This is a genomic window from Caulobacter sp. SRI_014 (assembly GCF_057586315.1).
On record NZ_JBYCZQ010000003.1, the window covers coordinates 128,140 to 146,799 of the forward strand.

Here is an 18,660-nt window from a genome sequence, read left to right on the forward strand (position 1 = left end):
GATGACCGATCCGATTGCCTTCATCCTGGCCGCCTTGACCCTGCTGGCCACGCCCGGTCCGACCAACACCCTGCTGGCCATGTCCGGAGCGGCGGCGGGCCTCCGGCCATCCCTGCGCCTGCTGGGCGCCGAGCTCGGCGGCTACATGATCTCAATCCTGACCCTGTCGCTGGTGCTGGGTCCGCTGGTGCGCGGCAACCTGATGGTGGCGGTGACCCTCAAGGGCCTCTGCGCCCTCTACCTGGTCTATCTGGCCGTGAAGCTGTGGCGCGAGGGCTCCAGGTCGCTGATCACCTCGGCGCCGGTCCCTTTCCGGCGCGTATTCACCACCACCCTCCTGAACCCCAAGGCGGTCATCTTCGCCTTCCTCATCCTGCCCCACCTGGCCGACCGGCGGGTGCTGCAGAGCCTGCCCTACCTCGCCGGCCTCTGCGGCCTGATCGTGCTGGTCGGCGGCAGCTGGATCGCGCTCGGCTCAGCCCTGCGGGCCGGCAGCGGCGGCAAGCTGGCCGGCGGCCTGGTCAGCCGGATCGGGGCCAGCGCCCTGGTGGTGTTCGCCATGGTGCTGGGCAGCTCGGCCTGGACCACCGTCAGCGCCGTGGCCGCCGCCGCCCACTAGGCGGTTCCCATCGTCTCGCGAATAGCGTTGGCCAGGTCGTCCAGCCGGTAGGGCTTGGGCAGCACATGCACGCCGACATCCTCGGCCGCCCGGCGGTTGGCCTCGGCGAAGCCGCTGGTCAGCAGGACCGGCAGGTCGGGGCGGCGGCTGTGGATCTCGCGGGCCAGGTCGACGCCGTTCATGGCCCCCGGCATCATGATGTCGCTGAACACCACATCGATCTTGCGGCCGTTGGCCAGGGCGCCCAGGCCCCCGGCCGCGGAAGCGGCGCGGGTCACGTCGAAGCCGATCTGGTGCAGCATCTCGGTGACCAGGGCGGCGACCTCGTCATCGTCCTCGACCAGCAGGACGCAACCGCTGAACCGGCCGGGCGGACGGGCCGTGCCGGTGTCGAGTGCGGGCCTCGGGGTCTCGCTGACCGCCTTGCTCGAGCGGGGCAGCATGAGGATGACGCTGGTCCCCTCATCAACCTTGGACTCGATACGCACCGAGCCGCCCGACTGCCGGGCGAAGCCGTAAGCCTGGGCGAGGCCCAGGCCCGAGCCCTTGCCGATCTCCTTGGTGGTGAAGAAGGGCTCGAAGACCCGCGCCTTGACCGCCTCGCTCATGCCCGAGCCGTTGTCGCTCACCTCCAGCCGCACGAAGTCGCCGATGATGTCGCCCTCGCGCCAACCCTCGACATTGCGGGCCGAGATGATGATCTCGCCGCCCTTGGGCATGGCGTCGCGGGCGTTGAAAGCCAGGTTGAGGACGACCAGCTCCAGCTCGCCAGGATCGACCTCGACCGGCCACAGGCGGTCGTCGAACTCCAGATCGACATGGACGTCGCCGCGCAGGGAACGGTCGAGCAGTTCGCGCATGCCGCCGATCCGGGTCTGCAGGTCGACGGCCTCGGGCGCCAGCGGCTGGCGGCGCGAGAAGGCGAGCAGCTGGCGGGTCAGGGCCGAGCCGCGATCGGCGGCCTGGCGCATGCCCTGCAGCAGCCGGGCGCGGCGGGCCGGATCGTCCTGGCGGTCGATCAGGTCGAGGCCGCCCTGGATCACCATCAGCAGGTTGTTGAAGTCGTGAGCGACGCCGCCGGTCAGCTGGCCGATGGCCTCCATCTTCTGGGCCTGGCGCAGGTTTTCCTCGATGCGGGCGCGTTCGGCGATCTGGGTGACCAGCTCGGCGTTGGCGGTGCGCAGCTCCTCGGTGCGGGCGGCGACCAGCGCCTCCAGATCGTGAGCCGCCTTCTCGCGGGCGACCAGAAGCGCCTGGACCTCATACTGCCGGCTGCGGGCCCTCAGGGCCGCCTGCACCGCGCTGCTGAGGGTGATCGGCTGCACGGGCCGTTCGAGCAGGGAGACGTTGCGCAGGGTCTCGACGACGGTCAGGCGCCAGGCCGCTACCCGGGGCTGCTCATGGCGGCTGGTCAGCACCACGAAAGGCAGGTCCGACCAGGCCGGCTGGGCCGCGATCCAGGCCGAGAGGTCGGACAGGTCCTTGCCGAACAGCCCCTCCTCGGCGACGAACACCGCCGCCGCGCCATTGCGCAGTTCCCTCACCAGGGAAGGCAGATCCTCGCAGACCAGGGCGGTGAGTCCGCCGCGCCGCAGCAGTTCGGCCGAGGCGGGGCCGTCCCGCCCGATGGGGGCGTAGACCAGCACACGCAGCGAGGTGTCCACTTCAGACACCCTGGCCCCGTACGTCCAGCAGGGGCCCGTCGTCGCCCAGGTAGGTCGGAGTCCCGGAGAAGACACCGCTGAAATTCGTCAATGGCGGGCCGACCGAGATGCCCTCCGAGGACAGTTTGAACTCGCGGATGGTGTGCTCGTGATTGCCGCTGCGCTTCTTGACCACCGACAGGGCCCGGCGGACGACGCCGGCATGCTCGAAGTAGCGCAGCATGATGACCGCGTCGCTGAGGTAGCTGATGTCGAGCGGCGTCTCCATCGGCCCGACCAGGCCGTGCTGGGCCAGGACGAGAATGGTCAGCACGCCCTGCTGGGCCAGGTAGCTGAGCAGCTCGTGCATCTGCAGGATCAGGAAGCGTCCGTCCGGCATGGCGTTGAGGTAGCCGTTCAGGCTGTCGATGATGACAACGCGGGCGCCGCCCTCCTCGACGCTGCGGATGACATTGTCGGCGAACTCACCCGGCGACATCTCGGCCGGGTCGATCTGCTGGTAGCGGATCCTGCCGCTCTCCAGCTGGACCGTCAGCGGCAGGCCCAGGGTCTGGGCGCGGGCCTCCAGCGTACCGCGTCCCTCATCGAAGGCGAAGTAGACGGCGTGCTCGCCCCGCTCGGCGGCGGCAATGGCGTAGGTCAGGGCGACCGACGACTTGCCGACCCCGGCGGCCCCGATCAGCAGGGCGTTGGTGCCCCGCTCCAGACCGCCGCCGAGCAGCCTGTCGAGTTCGGCGTTGCCGCTGGGGGTGAAGGTTCCGGTGAAGGTGGCGTGATGCTCGGCAGCCACCAGCCGCGGATAGATGGCCAGACCGCCCTTCTCGATCTTGAAGTCGTGGTAGCCGCCCCGGAAGTTGATGCCGCGCATCTTGACCACCCGCAGGCGCCGGCGCTCGGCGCCGTACTCGATGGCCAGTTGCTCGAGCAGCAACACGCCATGCGAGATGGAGTGAAGCTGCAGGTCGTTCTCGTGGGCGGTCAGGTCGTCGAGCAGGACGACCGTGCATTGCCGGGTGGTGAAGAAGTGCTTCAGGGCCAGGATCTGGCGCCGATAGCGCAACGAGCCCTGGGCCAGCAGGCGCAGCTCGGACAGGCTGTCGACCACCAGTCGGGTCGGGTTGAGCGCCTCGACCTTCTCGAAGATCAGCTTGGTGGTCTCGCTGAGCTCGACCTCGGCCGGATGCAGGACCGTAAGCTCCCGCTCGGGATCGAGCACGTTCTCGGGCGGCACAAGTTCAAAGATGTCGATGCCGTCGAGGTTCCAGCCATGGCGGCGGGCGACCAGTTCCAGTTCCCGCCGGGTTTCCGACAGGCTGATGTAGAGGACCCGTTCGCCGAGGCGGACGCCCTCCATCAGAAACTGCAAGGCGATGGTCGTCTTGCCGGTGCCGGGACGGCCTTCGTAGAGGTACATCCGGTCGGCGTCGAGGCCGCCCAGCAGGATCTCGTCAAGGCCGGGATTGCCGGTCGAGATCCGCGCCGGATCCTCCGGATGAGGTGTCTTCATGTCTGGAAAAAGCCCTCCACCGGGTGGAGTTCCATCCAAACTCGCCCCTGTTTTCGTCAACGCAAGAACCCGATCCAGGTTGCAGGCGCGGGAGGATGTCTTCCAGCAGGCTCCGATCAGACCAGTTCGGCGACCTCTTCTTCCTGCTCGTCTTCGGCTGACTCTTCCTCGGCCACCTCTTCGACGGCGACCTTCCGCTTGGCCGGGCCTCGGGCCTTGCGGGCGGCCGACAGGGCGGCGGAGCGCGCCTCGGCGCGGGTTTTCGCCTCGGCCTCAAGGGCGGGCAGGATTTCAGCGGCGGCCGCCTTGCGGGCGGCATGATCGCCCTCGCTGAGGCGACGGGCGTTGGCCAGCAGGTTATTGACCTCGGCGTCGGTCAGGCCAGGCAGGCGGTCGAGAAGGGTCATGAAAGGCTCCGATGGCCGGCAGGATTCGCCGTCCATCGACAAAACGCCTGAAAGTCATATCGGGATGCTTGTAGGCCATTACGAGCCCCGGAAGAACACTTCCAGAGATATTCCTTGCGGAAACCTCGGAGACCTGTCAGTTTTGGGTCATCGAATTCGTCTCGGTTCGGCTGTATATCCCTGTTTCACTCAGTGAAACGCCCGGACCTGCCCCCAAACCATCTCGAACTTGATCACCCGCGCGACTCGCGCGTGGGCGAGAACTCATGAACTAAGGACTACCAATATGTCTACCGGCACCGTTAAGTGGTTCAACGGAACCAAGGGCTTCGGCTTCATCCAACCCGATGAAGGTGGCGCCGACGTCTTCGTGCACATCTCGGCCGTCGAGCGCGCGGGTCTCCGCGGCCTCGAAGAAGGTCAAAAGATCACGTACGAACTCGAGAAGGACAAGCGTAGCGGCAAGATGTCCGCTGGCAACCTCCAGGCTTAATAGCCTCTCAGGTTCGACAGACGAGAAGGGCCGGCTCCGCGAGGAGCCGGCCCTTTTTCATTGCCTGCGGAACCGTCGCTAGCCGCGAACGGCCATCGTCGCCTTGGCGGCCATCGGCGGGGTGCGCAGAATGTCGGCGACCCGCTCCAGGAAGGCGCGGCGACGGGCCATGGCGCCCTCGACGTCCTGCATCTCGCGGACGACACGGCTGCTGGTGCGCAGGGATTCCTCGACCAGGCGGTCGGCGACCGCCGGCAGATGGTCACCGCCCTTGCGCGCGTCCATCAGGGCCGCGTGGCTACGGGCTTCGCCGATCCGCTTCTGGACCAGGGCCTCGACCTCAACCCCGGCCTCGGCGCGGGCGGCCAGGCTGGCGAAGTCGTTGGCGTAGAGGCGGACGAATCCTTCCTCGATCATGGCAGCTCCTGTAAGGGACGGCCGAAAGCGCGACGGTCATGGATATCCATGCGCCGCGCCAGGGGCCTTCAGGCGGGAGTGCGCGGCGTCTCGCCGTCTCTCTCAGCCGCTGGCGCCCAAGGGTCTTGGCCAGCGATGCCGGACATATACAGGCAACGGCCCGAAAAGTCACTCGGAGATGGGAACCGGCGCCTAGCCGACGCTGCCCGAAGAGGCTTCGGCGCCGTTGGACCGCTGCCAGCGGAAGGCCAGACGGCCGGTCTCGCGGTGGGCGGTCAGGGTGAGATCCAGGGTCTCGCCGGGGCGGATGATGTCCTTGAACTTCACCCGGTTGAGGTCGACGCCCTCCGGCGTCCATCCCAGCACCTCGCCCGACAGCAGCACCGCCATATGGACCTGGCTGATGCCCGGCAGGATCGGTTCGTCCGGGAAGTGGCCCTGGAACCAGGCCAGGGTGGGCGGCAGGGTCATGCGCAGATGGGCGGCGTCGACCTCCTGGCTGACCACCTCATAGGGCGGCAGTCGCGGCGCGTCGAAAAGGGCGCGAAGGTCGCTCAAGCGGCGTTTTCCCTGGGCGTCGGTGGGCAGGCGGTCAACGAACCGCCAGTGTTTAGGCCGTTCGATCGGCTCCAGTCTATCGGCCAAGGCGGCGCGAAGATGGCGGCCCAGCCGAAAGGCACCGTCAGCGTCGAGGGCGGCCTGGCCGGCGGGGCTGAGGGCGACAACGGCGGCCAGGGCGCCCTTGCGGTCCGGCAGGGTGAAGGCGCTGGCCTCGGTGGCCTCGGCCAGGGCGGCCAAGGCTTCCTCGACCCGGGTCAGGGAAACCCGCTTGCCATCGATCTTCTCCATGCGGTCGGCGCGGCCGAGCAGGCGGAAGCGGCCGTCGTCGAGGGCTTCCATCCGGTCGCCCATGGCAAAGGGGACGCCGTCATCCAGATAAGGCGTCATGACGGTCAGGGCGCCCTCGGCGTCGGGGGCGACGGTGACGACGCTGAACGGCGTCCAGGGCTCGTTCCCGGCGCTCTGCCGGCGCCAGGCGACACCACCGGTCTCGGTGCTGCCCAGCACCTCGGTGACCGGCCGGCCAAAGGTCGCCGTGCATTCGAGCGCGGCGGGGGTCTGCAGCAGCTGGCCGGAGGAGAAGGTCAGGCCGGGGGCCTGGGCGGCCAGGTCCATGGCCGGCGGCAGGCGGGTCAGGTGGGCCGGGCTGGAGATCAGGGTGATGCCGGCGCCGAGCTTGCCTTCCAGATTTTCCCAGTACTCGGCGGCGCGGTCGGCGCTGGGCCGGGCGGCCATCACCGGCCAGACGATGCGGTAGATCAGGCCGTAGATGTGCTGGTGCGAGACGGTGGCCTGTACGGCGCCGGCCTCGGGGCCGAAGACGTCTTCGAGGGCCCGGGCCTCGGTCTCCAGCTGGGCGAGACGGCGTTCGATCCGCTTGGGAACGCCGGTCGAGCCGGAGGTGAAGAAGGTCAGGGCGACGTCGGCGGCGGCGTCGCGCAAGGGCGCGTCGATCTCGTCCGACAGGACCATGGTCACGTCATCGAGCAGGATGGCCTCAGCGCCCCCGACCTCGGCCAGATAGGAGGCCTGGGTGTGGGCGGGCAGCACCAGCGGCTTGCGGGCGACAGCGGCGGCCAGCAGGGCGGCGGCGAACAGGGCGGCCGAGGCCGTGTGCAGGAACAGGGGGCCGTCGCCGGCCATCCTCGGGGCCAGGGCGGCGGCGGTGGCGCGGATCTGTCCGGCGGTGATGTCGCGCTCGCCGGTGAACAGGACGCGGCCCCCGGGGGCCGTCAGCAGGGCCTGGACGAAGGGGGTCATGCCGCCTCGCGGGCTCGCACGACACGGCGCACCAGGAACTCCCCACCGAACAGGGCGCCCATCAGCAGGTAGGAGATCAGCCCGTTGTAGAGGGTCCAGACCTCGAGGCTGGCGTAGAGGGCGGTCCACAGGGCGACCAGGCCGTTGGCCAGCAGGAACAGGCACCAGACCATGGTCACCTTGCGGGTGTAGCGCACGCCGGCCTCGGGCAGGTCCGGCTCGGCGATGCGGGCCAGACGTTCGATCATGCTCTGGCCCTTGACCAGGCTGGCCGCGAAGGCCGCCAGCATCGCGCCATTCATGAACACCGGATAGAAGCGGACCGCCCGGTGCGCGTCCCAGACCATCATCAGGCCCATCAACAGGGCCACGACGAGCGGGGCGAGCGCCATGCCCAGCGGCACCCCCTTGCCCCAGCCGAAGGCCACCCGCAGCACCAGCAGCAGGCACAGGGCCGCGACCACGGGAATCGGCCCGATGGCCTTGACCGCGAACAGGGCGATGAACGGGTAAAGCAGGGTCACCACCGCCAGGGCGACGGTGGCCAGGTCCGGGCCGCGTCTGGCGGGCGGACCCGCCTTGTCGTCAGCCCCAGTCTTCTCTTCAGCCATTGGCCGAGAGTTGTTCCGTCACGTCGAGCACGTCGTTGATCGTGCGCACCGACTTGAACTGCTCGGGCGTCACCTTCTTGCCGGTGATCTCCTGCAGCTTCACCATCAGGTCGACGGCGTCGATGCTGTCGAGGCCGAGGTTCTCGACCAGGTCGGCGTCGGGGGTCAGCTCATGCTCGGGGACCTCGAAGGTCTCGACGAGGAAGTCGGCGATTTCTTTGTAGACGGCCTGTCTGTCCATGTTTCCCTCCGTCACGCAGCGGCTTGCTGCGCGGCGACGAATTCGGCGAGCGAGCGGACCGACTGGAAGTGGGCCCGGGTGCTCTTGTCCTCGGCATTGATCTTGATGCCGTACTTCTTCTGAACGCCGACGCCAATCTCCAGGGCGTCGATCGAGTCGAGCGCCAGGCCGGAATCGCCGAACAGATTTTCCTGCGCGTCGATGTCATCGGGACTGACGTCCTCGAGGTTGAGGACATCAATGATCATCAGCTTGATGTCGTGTTCCAGGTCGCTCATGCGCGCAGCTTCTCTTCCATCATCTCATCAACGCGAGTCACCAGGTGACGGGCGGCGACAGGCAGCGGGTCTTGCCCCGCAAATTCAAAAACTTCAATGCGATCATGCACAGTCAGCGTCCAGTGCGGCTTAGTGACCGGAACGCGGTACCAGGGCACGCCCTTCTGCAGGTTCGGGGGCACGCAGGTGATGCTGACCAGCCGGACCGGAGCGCCGGCCTTCAGCGCCGCATAGGCGAAACCGCGCTGCATGACCCGGGGCTGACCGGGAACCGTGCGCGAGCCTTCCGGGAAGATCACCACATTGTTCCCTTCACGGAGCGCCTGGGCGCAGTCCTCAAGCAGGCGCTCGGGGTCGCCGAGGTTGGGGATGTAGCCGGCCGCGCGCACGACGCCGGCCATGAAAGGGTTGTTCCAGACCCCCGCCTTCACCACGCATTTGGTGCGCTGCATGAAGGCCATCATGAAGACGATATCGAGCAGGGAGGGATGGTTGGCGACAACCATGACGCCGTGGTCGCGCTTGAGCTTGTCCTCGCCGATGCACTCGTAGGAGACGGTGCCCATCAGGGCCATGATGCGGATGTACAGCCGCCAGGTGCGCTGGACGATGATCTGGGCGATGCGCTGGCGCAGATCCCGGGCGTGGAAGCCGATGTTGATCAGAGGGAAGATGGCCAGGGCCATGGCCAGGCCGCCGACCCCGAACAGCACGAAGGAGATGCCGGTGGTCACCACCCGGCCGGCCTGTTCGATCCTGCGCAGAACCTTCATCATCAGGCGGCCGCCCGTACGTCGGCGGTGACGGCCACCGCCGCGGCGCCGGCCTCAAGGGCCTCGAGCAGTGCCAGAGCTCCGGCTCGGCCGGGGCCGACCGGCGCCCCTTCGGCGCCAGCGCCCAGCGCGACCCTCACGGCCAGGGCGACGAAGGGCATCTCGGGTTCATGCTCGAACTCGGCGTAGATGCCGGTCATCGGTTGCTCGGCGTAGATCACCAGGACCTGGCTCGCTTCGCCCGAGGACAGCCGCAGCCAGGCTTCGAGAAGGCCGGCGGCCAGGCTGGCGTCGCCGGCGGCGACCGCCGTGTGGCTGGACTTCTCCCCGACCACCTGGGCGGTGAGGCCAGGCGCGGCGTTGTGAACGCAGGCCGAGAAGGACGAGGGTGAAAGCAGATCGGCGGCGACGATGACCTCGGACAGCTGCATGGCCGTCGCGACATCGCCGTAGCGGGAGGCGAACACCAGTTCACAGCCGGGAGCGGCGACGCCCACGCCGCAGCGGACGGCGCCCAGCGAGAACTTCGGCATCCTGCGGCGCAGACCCATCGGCACGGCGTCGGTCCCGGCGGCGCGGCCGCGCACGGACTCGCCGGCCGCATCGGTGACGATGCCGCCCCAGTCCAGAACCGCCAGATTGGCGATGCCCATCAGCCCCACTCACACTCAGGGTCGGACCAACACGCGCCCGACTCACTTCGCCCGGCTAAGCCCCCTGCCCACCGTGGGTTTTCATCCTAGACGCAGCCGTGCCCGGAGCAACCTATGAAAGGGGGCCCGAGCGGCAATCAACCGCAGTGTTGCCTATTGGGCAACGAAGTTGGCGTGGAAGCCGAAGGGAATACGGCGCGGCACGGGGGCCAGGGCGATGGGGCCGGCGCCGACGTCGAGGGCGTCGAACACGGCCAGTTCGCTGGTGTCGGTGCGCGGACGGAAGAGGATGGTCAGGATCCAGCCGTCGCCCTCGGCGCTGTCGGCCGATCGCGGCACAAAGATCGGCTCGCCGACGCCGCCGACACCCTCTTCGGTCCAGAAGGTCCGCGTCCCCGTATGGGTGTCGAGGTGGGCCAGGCCGTCGCCGCGGATGTCGCCCGGCCGGCGCTGTTGGCCGGAGAACCAGGCGTGGCGGTGCGGCTGCTGGGCGCGGCGCTCGTCGATGCGGGGGAACTCGCCGGCCAGGTCGTCGAGGGTCTCTTCAGTCGCCACCGGTTTGTCGCCCGACAGGTCGATCCTGTAGCGCAGGGACACCGCCCCGGTCTCGCGGCCCGGCGAGCCGTCGGCCAGCGGGAAGAACGGCGCCTGGGGATAGCGCATGACGTCGACCACCAGGGTCTCGCCGTCTTCCCAGGCGTTGGTGACGTGGAACAGGTAGCCGGCCGAGACCGGCGCCCAGCGCAGGGAGGCGATGCCTTTCTCGCGGTCGATGATGGCCAGCTGGGCCGGCATCTCCGGCTCCCAGGCGAAGGCCGGTTTGCCGCCCATGGCCCGCTCCAGGCTACCGGTCAGGGGCAGCAGGGGGATGACCACGAAACGGTCGGTGAGGGCGAAGTCGTGGATCATCGAGCAGTAGGGGGCCTCGAAGGTCTCACGCTTGACCAGGGTCCCGTCGGCGTCGGCGACGCCCCAGCTGACCTTGTTGCTCAGCGGCGCCTCGGCGTCTGCATAGGCGATGAAGACGAACTCGCCGGTGCGCGGATCGACCTTGGGGTGGGCGGTGACCTTGCCGCCGAAGTCGCGGTAGCCGACGGGCTCCAGCGATCCCGCCTCGACCTCGAAGGGGGCATGCGCCTCCTCCAGGGCCAGCAGGCGGCCGGCGTGCAGCATGATGTTGGTGTTGGCCACGCCGCTGTCGGTGCCCATCACCGACGGGTCGGTCAGCATCGGGTTGCCCATCGGCCCATAGAGGCGGCGGCCGGCGGCGTTCTCGGCCTGCCAGCGCGGGGTGCGGACGTAGCGGTTTCGGTAGCGGACCTTGCCGCCCTCGATCTCGAAGGCGTGGACCATGCCGTCGCCGCCGAACCAGTGATAGGCGCGCTGGTCCGGCTCGAACTGCGGGTTGGGGCCGATGCGGTACAGGGAGCCGGCGATGGCGTCCGGAATGGTCCCGATCACCGGCAGGTCGAAATCGTCCTCGCTGCGCACCGGCGCGAAGTTGCCGCGCAGAAAGGGGTTGCCCCGAGATTCGCCGTCCATGGTCCGCTCTCCCGTTTGCTTTTCTACAGTTTGACGATCAGGCCGGTGTCGGCCGGGGCGGTCCCGGCGACGCTGGCGGTCCAGGCCTCGGCCAGGCCCTCGGGGCCATGCAGGCTGCGCAGCTTCAGCCAGGGGCTGGCGGCGATGAACGCGGCCATGGCCCTGGCGTAGCGGCGGCCGAACTCTTCGGGACCCCAGTCGCCGAACCGCTTACGGATCTGGTCGGGGGCGAAGAACAGGGCACGGGCCGGCCCGGGCAGGGTTTCGGCGCTGCGCTCGGCATCCCAGTGGGTGGCGCCGACGATGGCGCTGTGGGCGATGGCGTCGCCGAAGCGGTGGTGCAGGCGGCCGATGACATCGGAATTGCCGGCGAAGTCGACGATGGCGACCGGCGTCTCGACCGCCATGGTCTCGATGTCGGCATAGGGGGCGACCGAGGCGAACCAGCCGAGGCTTTTCAGGAATTCGACATGGGCCGGCGAGGTCAGGCCGACGACGGCCACGCCGCGCTTCGACAGCTGGTAGGCGAGACCGAGGCCCGTCTTGCTGGACGCGCTGGTCAGGATCACGGTCTTGGCGCCGAAGTCGCCGGCCTCCTCCAGGAAGTCGTCGATCAGCCAGCTGGTGGTGAACAGCGGCCGCAGCAGGGAGCGGTGATCGTCGCTCGGCGTCGGCTCGGCGGCTTCGGCGTACTCGTTGTAGGTCGGTGGCAGACCGGCGCGATGGGCGGCGGCGTCGACGTATCCGGCCCCGCGCTTTTTCAGGTTGGCGACGAAGTGGGTCGACATCGGCAGGTAGCCGAACAGCCGCAGCCCGGGCTCGATGCCCTCGGCCTTCGACTCCACGACCTTGGCGAAGCCCCAGACCGGCACCCGCCCGAAACCCTCCGGAGCCGGGAAGAACTGCCAGTAGCCGAAGGCGTCGCCCATCGCCCCGTAGGTGACGTTGTTGGCGGTGACCGAGAAGCTCTCGACCGCCAGCCGGGCCTCGCCCTCCTGCAAGGGCGCATCAGCCTGGGCGCGCAGTTCGCCGCGGCCCAGTTCATCCTTGGCGACCAGATAATCCCAGCGGTCCATGAAGCCTCCTTGGGGTGGGCTCTTTAATTTACGATGTAAACGTATATTGTAAGCTATAGCCTCTGACAACCGTTTCATAGTTTCGTGTCCATGCCCCGCGCCCTCTCCCCCTCCCAGGTCGAAGACTTTCGCGAGCGCCTCTGCGCCGCAGCCGAGCACCTGTTCGCCGAGCATGGCCCCGAGGCGGTGACCATGCGCCAGCTGGCCGCCGAGCTGGGGGTCAGTCCGATGACCCCCTACCGCTATTTCAAGGACAAGGACGACATCCTGGCCGCCGTCCGGGCCAGCGGCTTCGCCCGCTTCGCCGACGCCATGGAAGCGGCCTTCCACTCCGAGACCGACCCGGTGGCCGTCTCCGAGGCCGTCGGCCGCGCCTACGTCCGGTTCGCCCTCGAACAGTCGGACGCCTACCGCCTGATGTTCGACCTGTCGCAGCCCAACGAGGCCGACTATCCCGAACTGGTGGCCGCCAGCGGCCGGGCCCGCGAGATGATGGTCGCCCAGGCCCGCGGCCTGATCGACAGCGGCCAGGCCAAGGGCGACCCCGAGGTCATCGCCCATATCCTGTGGGCCAATCTGCATGGCGGACTGGTGCTGCAGCTGGCCGGCAAACTGTCGCCCAGGGTTGATCCTTCGGTCCTGCGCCGGGCGTCCTTCCAGACCATCCTGAAAGGGCTCGCCCGCGACGACTGAGCCGTTGCCGCCCCTCTGGCCGCCCGTTAGGGTGGGTCAGTCCGTTGAGGGGGTCTTCATGTCCAGCGCCAGCACCATCGCAGCCGAACTCGCCGCCGCCGCGGCCGGCGGCGACACCGATCCGCTCGGCATTCTGACCAACGACACCACCGTGCTGGCCCTCGACGACCCGGACGCCGACAACCTGATCGTCGGCGGCGGGGCTGCCGACACCTTCAACGGCGATGATGGCAACGACACCATCGACGGCATGCGCGGCGACGACATCCTCAACGGCGGCGAGGGCAACGATCACCTGTTCGGCTGGGGCGACGAGGACACCCTCAACGGCGGCGAAGGCATAGACATCCTCGACGGTGGCCGGGGCAAGGACACCCTGAACGGCGACAACGGCGCCGACGAACTCTATGGCCAGCGCGGGACGGACACCCTGAAGGGCGGGGCCGGCGAGGACAGACTGTACGGCGGCCAGGGCCGGGACAATCTCGATGGCGGGGCCGGGGTGGACTTCCTGGCCGGCGGCGTCGGCGACGACACCTACCTCGTCGATGTGGTCGGCGACGTGCTGGAAGAGCTGCGGCTCGGCGGTCGCGACACGGTCGAATCGGCCGTCACCTGGACCCTCGGCCTCTATTTTGAAGAGCTGGAGCTGACCGGCACGACGGCCATCGACGGCACGGGCAGCGCGGGCAAGAACAAGATCACCGGCAACAGCGGCGCCAACAAGCTGCTCGGCCTGGACGGCAACGACACCCTGTCGGGTGGGGCCGGCGCCGACAGCCTGACCGGCGGTCGCGGTGATGACCGCATGGCCGGCGGGGCCGGGGCCGACACCTTCATCCTCACCGCCGACAGCATCGGCGGCAAGGAGAAGGACCGGATCAGCGACTTCTCGAACGGCGACGGCGACCTGATCAACCTGACCGCCATCGATGCCGATACCAACACCGACGGCGACCAGGCCTTCGTGGCGGTGGCGAAGTTCAGCGGCGCGGCCGGCGAAATGGCCCTCAGCTACAAGGGCGGCACAACGACGGTGAAGCTGGACGTCGATGGCGACGGCAAGGCCGACTACACGCTGAAGATCAACGGCGATCTGACCCTGCATACGGCGACCTGGCTCCTTTAGCCGGATCGCCAACGCGCTTTGGGCGTTGAGAGGGGAAGTCAGTTAGGAGTTCCCCCATGCCCGCCGCCCCCAGTACGTCTCAAGGCCCCGCCTACGTTCCCAGCCAGCGCAACGGCGCCGCCAACGATAGCGGCGGCGCCTTCAGCTTCCTCGACCGCTTCTTCGGCGCCGACACCCGCGAGGCGGTGGCCAGCAAAGCCCAGAACGCCCGCGCCCGGGTGACCGAGACCGCGCAGGACGCCCGCGCCAACCTGTCGGTCGCAGGCAATAGCCTGGTCGCCACGGCCCGGGCCCATCCGGTTCTGGCCGTCCTGACCGTGGTCGGCGGCATTGCCGCCATCGGCCTGCTGGCCAATCCCGCCACCCGCCGGGCGGCCATCGCCGGCGGCACGGCACTGTGGGGCAAGTACGGCGACAAGGCCCAGACCCTGCTCGCCCAGTCTCCCCTCTCCAAGCGCTGATCTGGCCAAGCGCTGATCTGGCCAACCCGATCCCACCATGCGAAACCCCGGAGGCTTACAGTCTCCGGGGTTTTCCATGTTCAAGCGTCTGCTTCCCGTCCTCGCCGCCTGCCTGATCGCCACCACCGCCCAGGCGGCCGCCGACAGCCTCGACGCCATCGCCACCGACTTCGTCAAACTCAGTCTTGAGGCCGGCGTGCGCGAGGATGGCTATGTCGACGCCTACTACGGCCCGGCCGAATGGCAGGAAGCGGCCAAGACCAACACTCGTGACCAGGCCACCCTGCGCAAGGACGCCCGCGCGCTCAGCGCCCGCCTCGCCAGGCTTCCGGCGACCAGGGACCCGCTGGTCCAACGCCGCCGCGTCTTCCTGGCCGGCCAGCTGAAGGCCGCCGACACCCGCCTCTCCATGGCGCTGGGCGACAAGTTCAACTTCGCGGACGAGGCCGAGGGCCTGTTCGGCATCCGCCCGCAGCTGAAGCCCCTCTCGGCCTACGATCCTGTCCTGGCCCGCATCGAGGCCCTGGTCCCCGGCGAGGGGCCCCTGTCCGAACGGGTCGACGCCTTCCAGAACCGCTTCATCATTCCGACAGACAAGCTGGACGCCGTCATGCGGGCCAGCATCGCCGAATGCCGCAAGCGCACCGCCGAATACATCGCTCTGCCCTCTGCCGAGTCGTTCACCCTGGAGTTCGTGAAGGGCAAGAGCTGGTCGGGCTACAATTGGTACAAGGGCAATGCGACCAGCCTGATCCAGATCAACACCGACCTGCCGGTCCGCATCAGCCGCGCCATCGACCTGGGCTGCCACGAGGGCTATCCGGGCCACCACGCCCTCAACATGCTGCTTGAGCAGAAGCTGGCCAAGGGTCAAGGCTGGATCGAGTACACGGTCTATCCGCTCTACAGCCCGCAATCGCTGATCGCCGAAGGCACCGCCAACTACGGCATCGACCTGGCCTTCCCGCTGGCTGACAAGATCACTTTCGAGCGCGACGTGCTGTTCCCCCTGGCCGGCCTCGACCCGGCCACGGCCGAGACCCAGGTGGCCTTGGGCGAAGCGACCAAGGACCTGTCGGGCGCCCGCCTGACCATCGCCCAGATGTACCTGGACGGCGAAATCGATCGCGAGACGGCGATCACGCTGGCCCAGAAGTACCAGCTGGTCAGCCGCGCCCGGGCCGAGCAGTCGATCAGCTTCACGGAGACCTACCGCAGCTACGTCATCAACTACGGCCTCGGCGAGGACATGAGCCAGGCCTATGTCGAGGCCGCCGCCCCCGACCAGGCCGGCCGCTGGAAGGCCTTCGAGCGGCTGATCTCCGAACCCACCGTCCCGGCCGATTTGCTCAAGCGATAGGGGCCTGCTAGAGAGCGCCGTTCTTCCGGGGCCAGCCCCGGCCAACCCAAGCGAACAGGAGAGTGACCCATGACCTACGTCCCCACTCACCTGACATCGCAACAAGGTTGGAATGACACCCAGAAAGCTTCTGGCGTGGCTGCGGGCCGCGCTTTCTAGACTTCGCCCGAACCGGGCTCACGACATCGCTATAGACCAGGCCGACATTCGTCGGAGCCTTCACACGCGCCTGCCAGCCCGATTGCTGAAGGACATCGGCGCGGACGACGGCTAAGTCGGATTCCCGACTAATACCCAATCTGTGCACTTGGCCCGTCAGAGAACGCCGTTAGGGTCTCCGCCCATGTTGGGGCGCCAGCCCCGTGCCTTCCTGGAGCCTCCATGCCTTTCGCCGCCGTCGTTGAAGTCTCCGCCCTTGATGGAACCACCGGCTTTCAGGTCAGCGGGGAGGCCACCAACGACTATGTCGGCAAGACGGTCGCCGCCGCCGGCGACATCAACGGCGACGGCATCCAGGACTTCATCGTCGGGGCCGGCGGCATCGATCCGAACGGAAACACCTCGGGCGGCGCCTATGTCGTCTTCGGCAGGTTGTCCGGCTTCCCGGCCGAATTGAACCTCTCGGCGCTGGACGGCACAAACGGGTTCCAGATCAACGGCGAGGCCGCGACCTTCACGGCCGGCGGCGTCACCGCCGGTACGGTGACGGGCATCGGCGACGTCAACGGCGATGGTATCGACGACCTGCTCATCGGTGGCTTCGGCGCCGCGCCCAACGGGAACAGCTCCGGAGCGGCCTGGGTGCTGTTCGGCAAGAACACGGCGGTCGACGGCGCCTTCTCGGCCAATGTCGAACTCAGCGGCCTGAACGGGACAACCGGCTTCCAGCTCAACGGCGTGGCCCTGGGCAATCAGGCCGGCGCGCCGGTGTCGGCGGCCGGCGACATCAACGGCGACGGTTTGAACGACTTCGTGGTCGGCGCCTATCGGGTCGCCGCCAACGGCGCTCTGTCGGGCTCTAACTATGTGGTGTTCGGCGACGCCGGGGGATTCGCCGCCAACATCGAGCTGAGCAGCCTGGACGGGACCAACGGCTTCCGCATCGATGGTGAGGCGGCCAGCACCTACACCGGCTTCGCGATCAGTTCGGCCGGGGATATCAACAACGACGGTGTCGATGACCTGGTCATCGGCGCCATCGGACCCTTCGGCGGCGCCGGCGGGGCCTATATCGTGTTCGGCAAGGACACGGCCGTCAGCGGCGACTTCTCCGCCACTCTCAACGTCTCGACCCTCAACGGCGCCAACGGCTTTCAGATCAACGGCGTCTCGGCCGGCGACCGCGTCGGCATGTCGGTCTCCGCGGCCGGCGACATCAACGGCGACGGCATCGACGACGTCGTGGTCGGCAGCTACGGCGCGGACAACGGCGGCGCCTACGCCGGAGCCAGCTATGTGATCTTCGGCAGGACGACCTCGGTCAGCGGCGACTTCGCCGCCAGCTTCGATCTCTCCTCCCTCGACGGGACCAACGGCTTCCGGGTCGACGGCCAAGCCGGCGACTATGCCGGCCGCTCGGTGGTTGGCGCCGGCGACGTCAACGGCGACGGCATCGACGACCTGCTGATCGGGGCCTACCGCGCTGAGCCAAACGGCGCCTATTCCGGCGCCGCCTACGTCCTGTTCGGCCGCAACACCGGCTTCGCGGCCAGCATCAGCCTGGCCGGCCTGACCACCGCCACCGGCGTCCGCATCAACGGCGAGGCGGCGGGCGACAACTTCGGCGCCGACGTCTCGGCCGCCGACGTCAACGGCGACGGCCTGAGCGACCTGATCATCAGCGCCGCCTATGCCGGCCCGAACGGAACCAACTCCGGCGCCGCCTACGTCATCTTCGGCCAGCAGGCGGCGAGCAGCTTCGTCGGCACGGCCGGCGAGGACGACCTCAGCGGAACGGCGGGCGCCGACACCGCCGACGGCGGGGCGGGCAAGGACATCCTTCGCGGACTTGGCGGCGACGACACGATCAACGGCGGCGACGCCAATGACCAGCTGTTCGGCGGCGCCAACAACGACGTCCTCGGCGGCGACGCCGGCAGCGACATCCTCTATGGCGACGACGGCACGGACACGCTGAACGGTGGCGACGGCGCCGACAAGCTGTTCGGCGGCACGGGCGCGGACCAGCTGAACGGTGGCACGGGCAATGACCGCATGGCCGGCGAGGCCGACATCGACACCCTCAACGGCGGGGCCGGCAACGACTACCTCGACGGCGGCCTCGGCGCCGACGTGATGTCGGGCGGCACGGAAAACGACGTCTATATCGTCGACGATGCCGGCGATCAGACGATCGAGGCGGTGGGCGAGGGCTATGACATCGTCCGCACCACGCTGAACTGGTTCCTGGCCGACAACATCGAGGGGCTGGAACTGCAGGGTTCGGCCGATATCGACGGCAACGGCAATGCCGGGGCCAACAACCTGCAGGGCAACAGCGGCTCCAACACCCTGTTCGGCGGCAATGGCGTCGATACGATCAACGGCAACGACGGCAACGACTTCATCCAGGGGGGCCGGGGCAACGACCTGCTGCGCGGCGGCCTGGGGGCGGACGCCTTCCTGGTCTTCTCTGACAGCTTCGGCAATGCGGCCCTGGAAACCGACCAGGTCTATGATTTCTCGACCGCCGAGGGTGACATCATCAACCTGTCGCCGATCGATTCCGGCGCGGTTGGCGGCGCCTTCACCTATGTCGGGACGACCTTCACCAAGCAGGCCGGCGAGATGACCCTGACCTTTGCGGGCGGCGTCACCACCCTGAGGCTCGACATCAACGGCGACGGCAAGGTCGACTACCAGATGAAGATCAACGGCGACGTCACCGGCGACACCGGTAACTGGGTCCTCTAGCC

19 protein-coding genes are annotated in these 18,660 nt (G+C 68.3%); 7 read left to right on the forward strand and 12 right to left on the reverse strand.

Annotated features, from left to right (window positions below):
- Position 1 precedes the first annotated feature (1 nt).
- On the forward strand, positions 2 to 619 hold the full coding sequence (locus AC2YG9_RS09255) for a LysE family translocator (protein ID WP_487297673.1): 618 nt from the start codon (positions 2 to 4) through the stop codon (positions 617 to 619).
- On the opposite strand, the gene AC2YG9_RS09260 is transcribed toward AC2YG9_RS09255, so the two are convergent.
- The 3 genes from AC2YG9_RS09260 to AC2YG9_RS09270 form a co-directional block, all read right to left on the reverse strand.
- Positions 616 to 2,292, reverse strand: coding sequence for an ATP-binding protein (locus tag AC2YG9_RS09260; RefSeq protein ID WP_487297674.1), 1,677 nt, complete (start codon positions 2,290 to 2,292; stop codon positions 616 to 618). The two genes, AC2YG9_RS09255 and AC2YG9_RS09260, sit on opposite strands and share 4 nt — an antisense overlap.
- On the reverse strand, positions 2,285 to 3,790 hold the full coding sequence (locus AC2YG9_RS09265; protein ID WP_487297675.1) for an ATPase domain-containing protein: 1,506 nt from the start codon (positions 3,788 to 3,790) through the stop codon (positions 2,285 to 2,287). The genes AC2YG9_RS09260 and AC2YG9_RS09265 overlap by 8 nt, the downstream gene beginning before the upstream one ends.
- Before the next feature lie 116 nt (positions 3,791 to 3,906).
- Positions 3,907 to 4,197, reverse strand: coding sequence for a hypothetical protein (locus tag AC2YG9_RS09270; protein WP_487297676.1), 291 nt, complete (start codon positions 4,195 to 4,197; stop codon positions 3,907 to 3,909).
- Positions 4,198 to 4,483: 286 nt separating this feature from the next.
- Here AC2YG9_RS09270 and AC2YG9_RS09275 point away from each other — a divergent pair, with 286 nt between their 5' ends.
- The gene (locus tag AC2YG9_RS09275) at positions 4,484 to 4,690 is read left to right on the forward strand and encodes a cold-shock protein (protein WP_271066175.1); all 207 of its coding nucleotides are present in this window, start codon (positions 4,484 to 4,486) and stop codon (positions 4,688 to 4,690) included.
- Between the two features lie 78 nt (positions 4,691 to 4,768).
- On the opposite strand, the gene AC2YG9_RS09280 is transcribed toward AC2YG9_RS09275, so the two are convergent.
- The 9 genes from AC2YG9_RS09280 to AC2YG9_RS09320 form a co-directional block, all read right to left on the reverse strand.
- A complete protein-coding gene (locus AC2YG9_RS09280) occupies positions 4,769 to 5,107 on the reverse strand; it encodes a hypothetical protein (protein ID WP_487297677.1) in 339 nt (112 codons plus the stop codon).
- Between the two features lie 192 nt (positions 5,108 to 5,299).
- Positions 5,300 to 6,928: an ApeI family dehydratase gene (locus AC2YG9_RS09285; protein ID WP_487297678.1), complete on the reverse strand. Its 1,629-nt coding sequence runs from the start codon at positions 6,926 to 6,928 to the stop codon at positions 5,300 to 5,302.
- Positions 6,925 to 7,539: a COG4648 family protein gene (locus AC2YG9_RS09290; protein ID WP_487297679.1), complete on the reverse strand. Its 615-nt coding sequence runs from the start codon at positions 7,537 to 7,539 to the stop codon at positions 6,925 to 6,927. The genes AC2YG9_RS09285 and AC2YG9_RS09290 overlap by 4 nt, the downstream gene beginning before the upstream one ends.
- Entirely contained in the window at positions 7,532 to 7,780 is a 249-nt protein-coding gene (locus tag AC2YG9_RS09295) for an acyl carrier protein (RefSeq protein ID WP_487297680.1), read from the reverse strand. Before AC2YG9_RS09295 ends, AC2YG9_RS09290 begins: the two co-directional genes overlap by 8 nt.
- Positions 7,781 to 7,791: 11 nt before the next feature.
- Positions 7,792 to 8,058 (reverse strand): phosphopantetheine-binding protein, encoded by a 267-nt coding sequence (locus tag AC2YG9_RS09300; RefSeq protein WP_487297681.1) that lies wholly within the window; start codon positions 8,056 to 8,058, stop codon positions 7,792 to 7,794.
- Positions 8,055 to 8,834 carry a lysophospholipid acyltransferase family protein gene (locus AC2YG9_RS09305; RefSeq protein WP_487297682.1) on the reverse strand — a complete coding sequence of 260 codons (780 nt, stop codon included), beginning with the start codon at positions 8,832 to 8,834 and terminating at the stop codon, positions 8,055 to 8,057. Before AC2YG9_RS09305 ends, AC2YG9_RS09300 begins: the two co-directional genes overlap by 4 nt.
- Positions 8,834 to 9,484 carry a beta-ketoacyl synthase chain length factor gene (locus tag AC2YG9_RS09310; RefSeq protein WP_487297683.1) on the reverse strand — a complete coding sequence of 217 codons (651 nt, stop codon included), beginning with the start codon at positions 9,482 to 9,484 and terminating at the stop codon, positions 8,834 to 8,836. Before AC2YG9_RS09310 ends, AC2YG9_RS09305 begins: the two co-directional genes overlap by 1 nt.
- 153 nt (positions 9,485 to 9,637) lie before the next feature.
- On the reverse strand, positions 9,638 to 11,026 hold the full coding sequence (locus AC2YG9_RS09315) for a carotenoid oxygenase family protein (protein ID WP_487297684.1): 1,389 nt from the start codon (positions 11,024 to 11,026) through the stop codon (positions 9,638 to 9,640).
- 23 nt (positions 11,027 to 11,049) lie between these two features.
- Positions 11,050 to 12,102: a DUF2855 family protein gene (locus tag AC2YG9_RS09320; protein ID WP_487297685.1), complete on the reverse strand. Its 1,053-nt coding sequence runs from the start codon at positions 12,100 to 12,102 to the stop codon at positions 11,050 to 11,052.
- A 90-nt stretch (positions 12,103 to 12,192) separates the two neighbouring features.
- On the opposite strand from AC2YG9_RS09320, the gene AC2YG9_RS09325 reads away from it, so the two are divergent.
- From AC2YG9_RS09325 to AC2YG9_RS09345, 5 genes are all read left to right on the forward strand, one after another.
- Positions 12,193 to 12,795 carry a TetR/AcrR family transcriptional regulator gene (locus AC2YG9_RS09325; RefSeq protein ID WP_487297987.1) on the forward strand — a complete coding sequence of 201 codons (603 nt, stop codon included), beginning with the start codon at positions 12,193 to 12,195 and terminating at the stop codon, positions 12,793 to 12,795.
- A 58-nt stretch (positions 12,796 to 12,853) separates the two neighbouring features.
- Complete coding sequence (locus tag AC2YG9_RS09330) at positions 12,854 to 13,924, forward strand: calcium-binding protein (RefSeq protein ID WP_487297686.1); 1,071 nt, start codon at positions 12,854 to 12,856, stop codon at positions 13,922 to 13,924.
- A gap of 56 nt (positions 13,925 to 13,980) precedes the next feature.
- Positions 13,981 to 14,385 carry a hypothetical protein gene (locus tag AC2YG9_RS09335; protein ID WP_487297687.1) on the forward strand — a complete coding sequence of 135 codons (405 nt, stop codon included), beginning with the start codon at positions 13,981 to 13,983 and terminating at the stop codon, positions 14,383 to 14,385.
- 76 nt (positions 14,386 to 14,461) lie between these two features.
- Positions 14,462 to 15,745 carry a hypothetical protein gene (locus AC2YG9_RS09340; RefSeq protein ID WP_487297688.1) on the forward strand — a complete coding sequence of 428 codons (1,284 nt, stop codon included), beginning with the start codon at positions 14,462 to 14,464 and terminating at the stop codon, positions 15,743 to 15,745.
- A 381-nt stretch (positions 15,746 to 16,126) separates the two neighbouring features.
- Complete coding sequence (locus AC2YG9_RS09345) at positions 16,127 to 18,658, forward strand: hypothetical protein (protein WP_487297689.1); 2,532 nt, start codon at positions 16,127 to 16,129, stop codon at positions 18,656 to 18,658.
- Positions 18,659 to 18,660 lie beyond the last annotated feature (2 nt).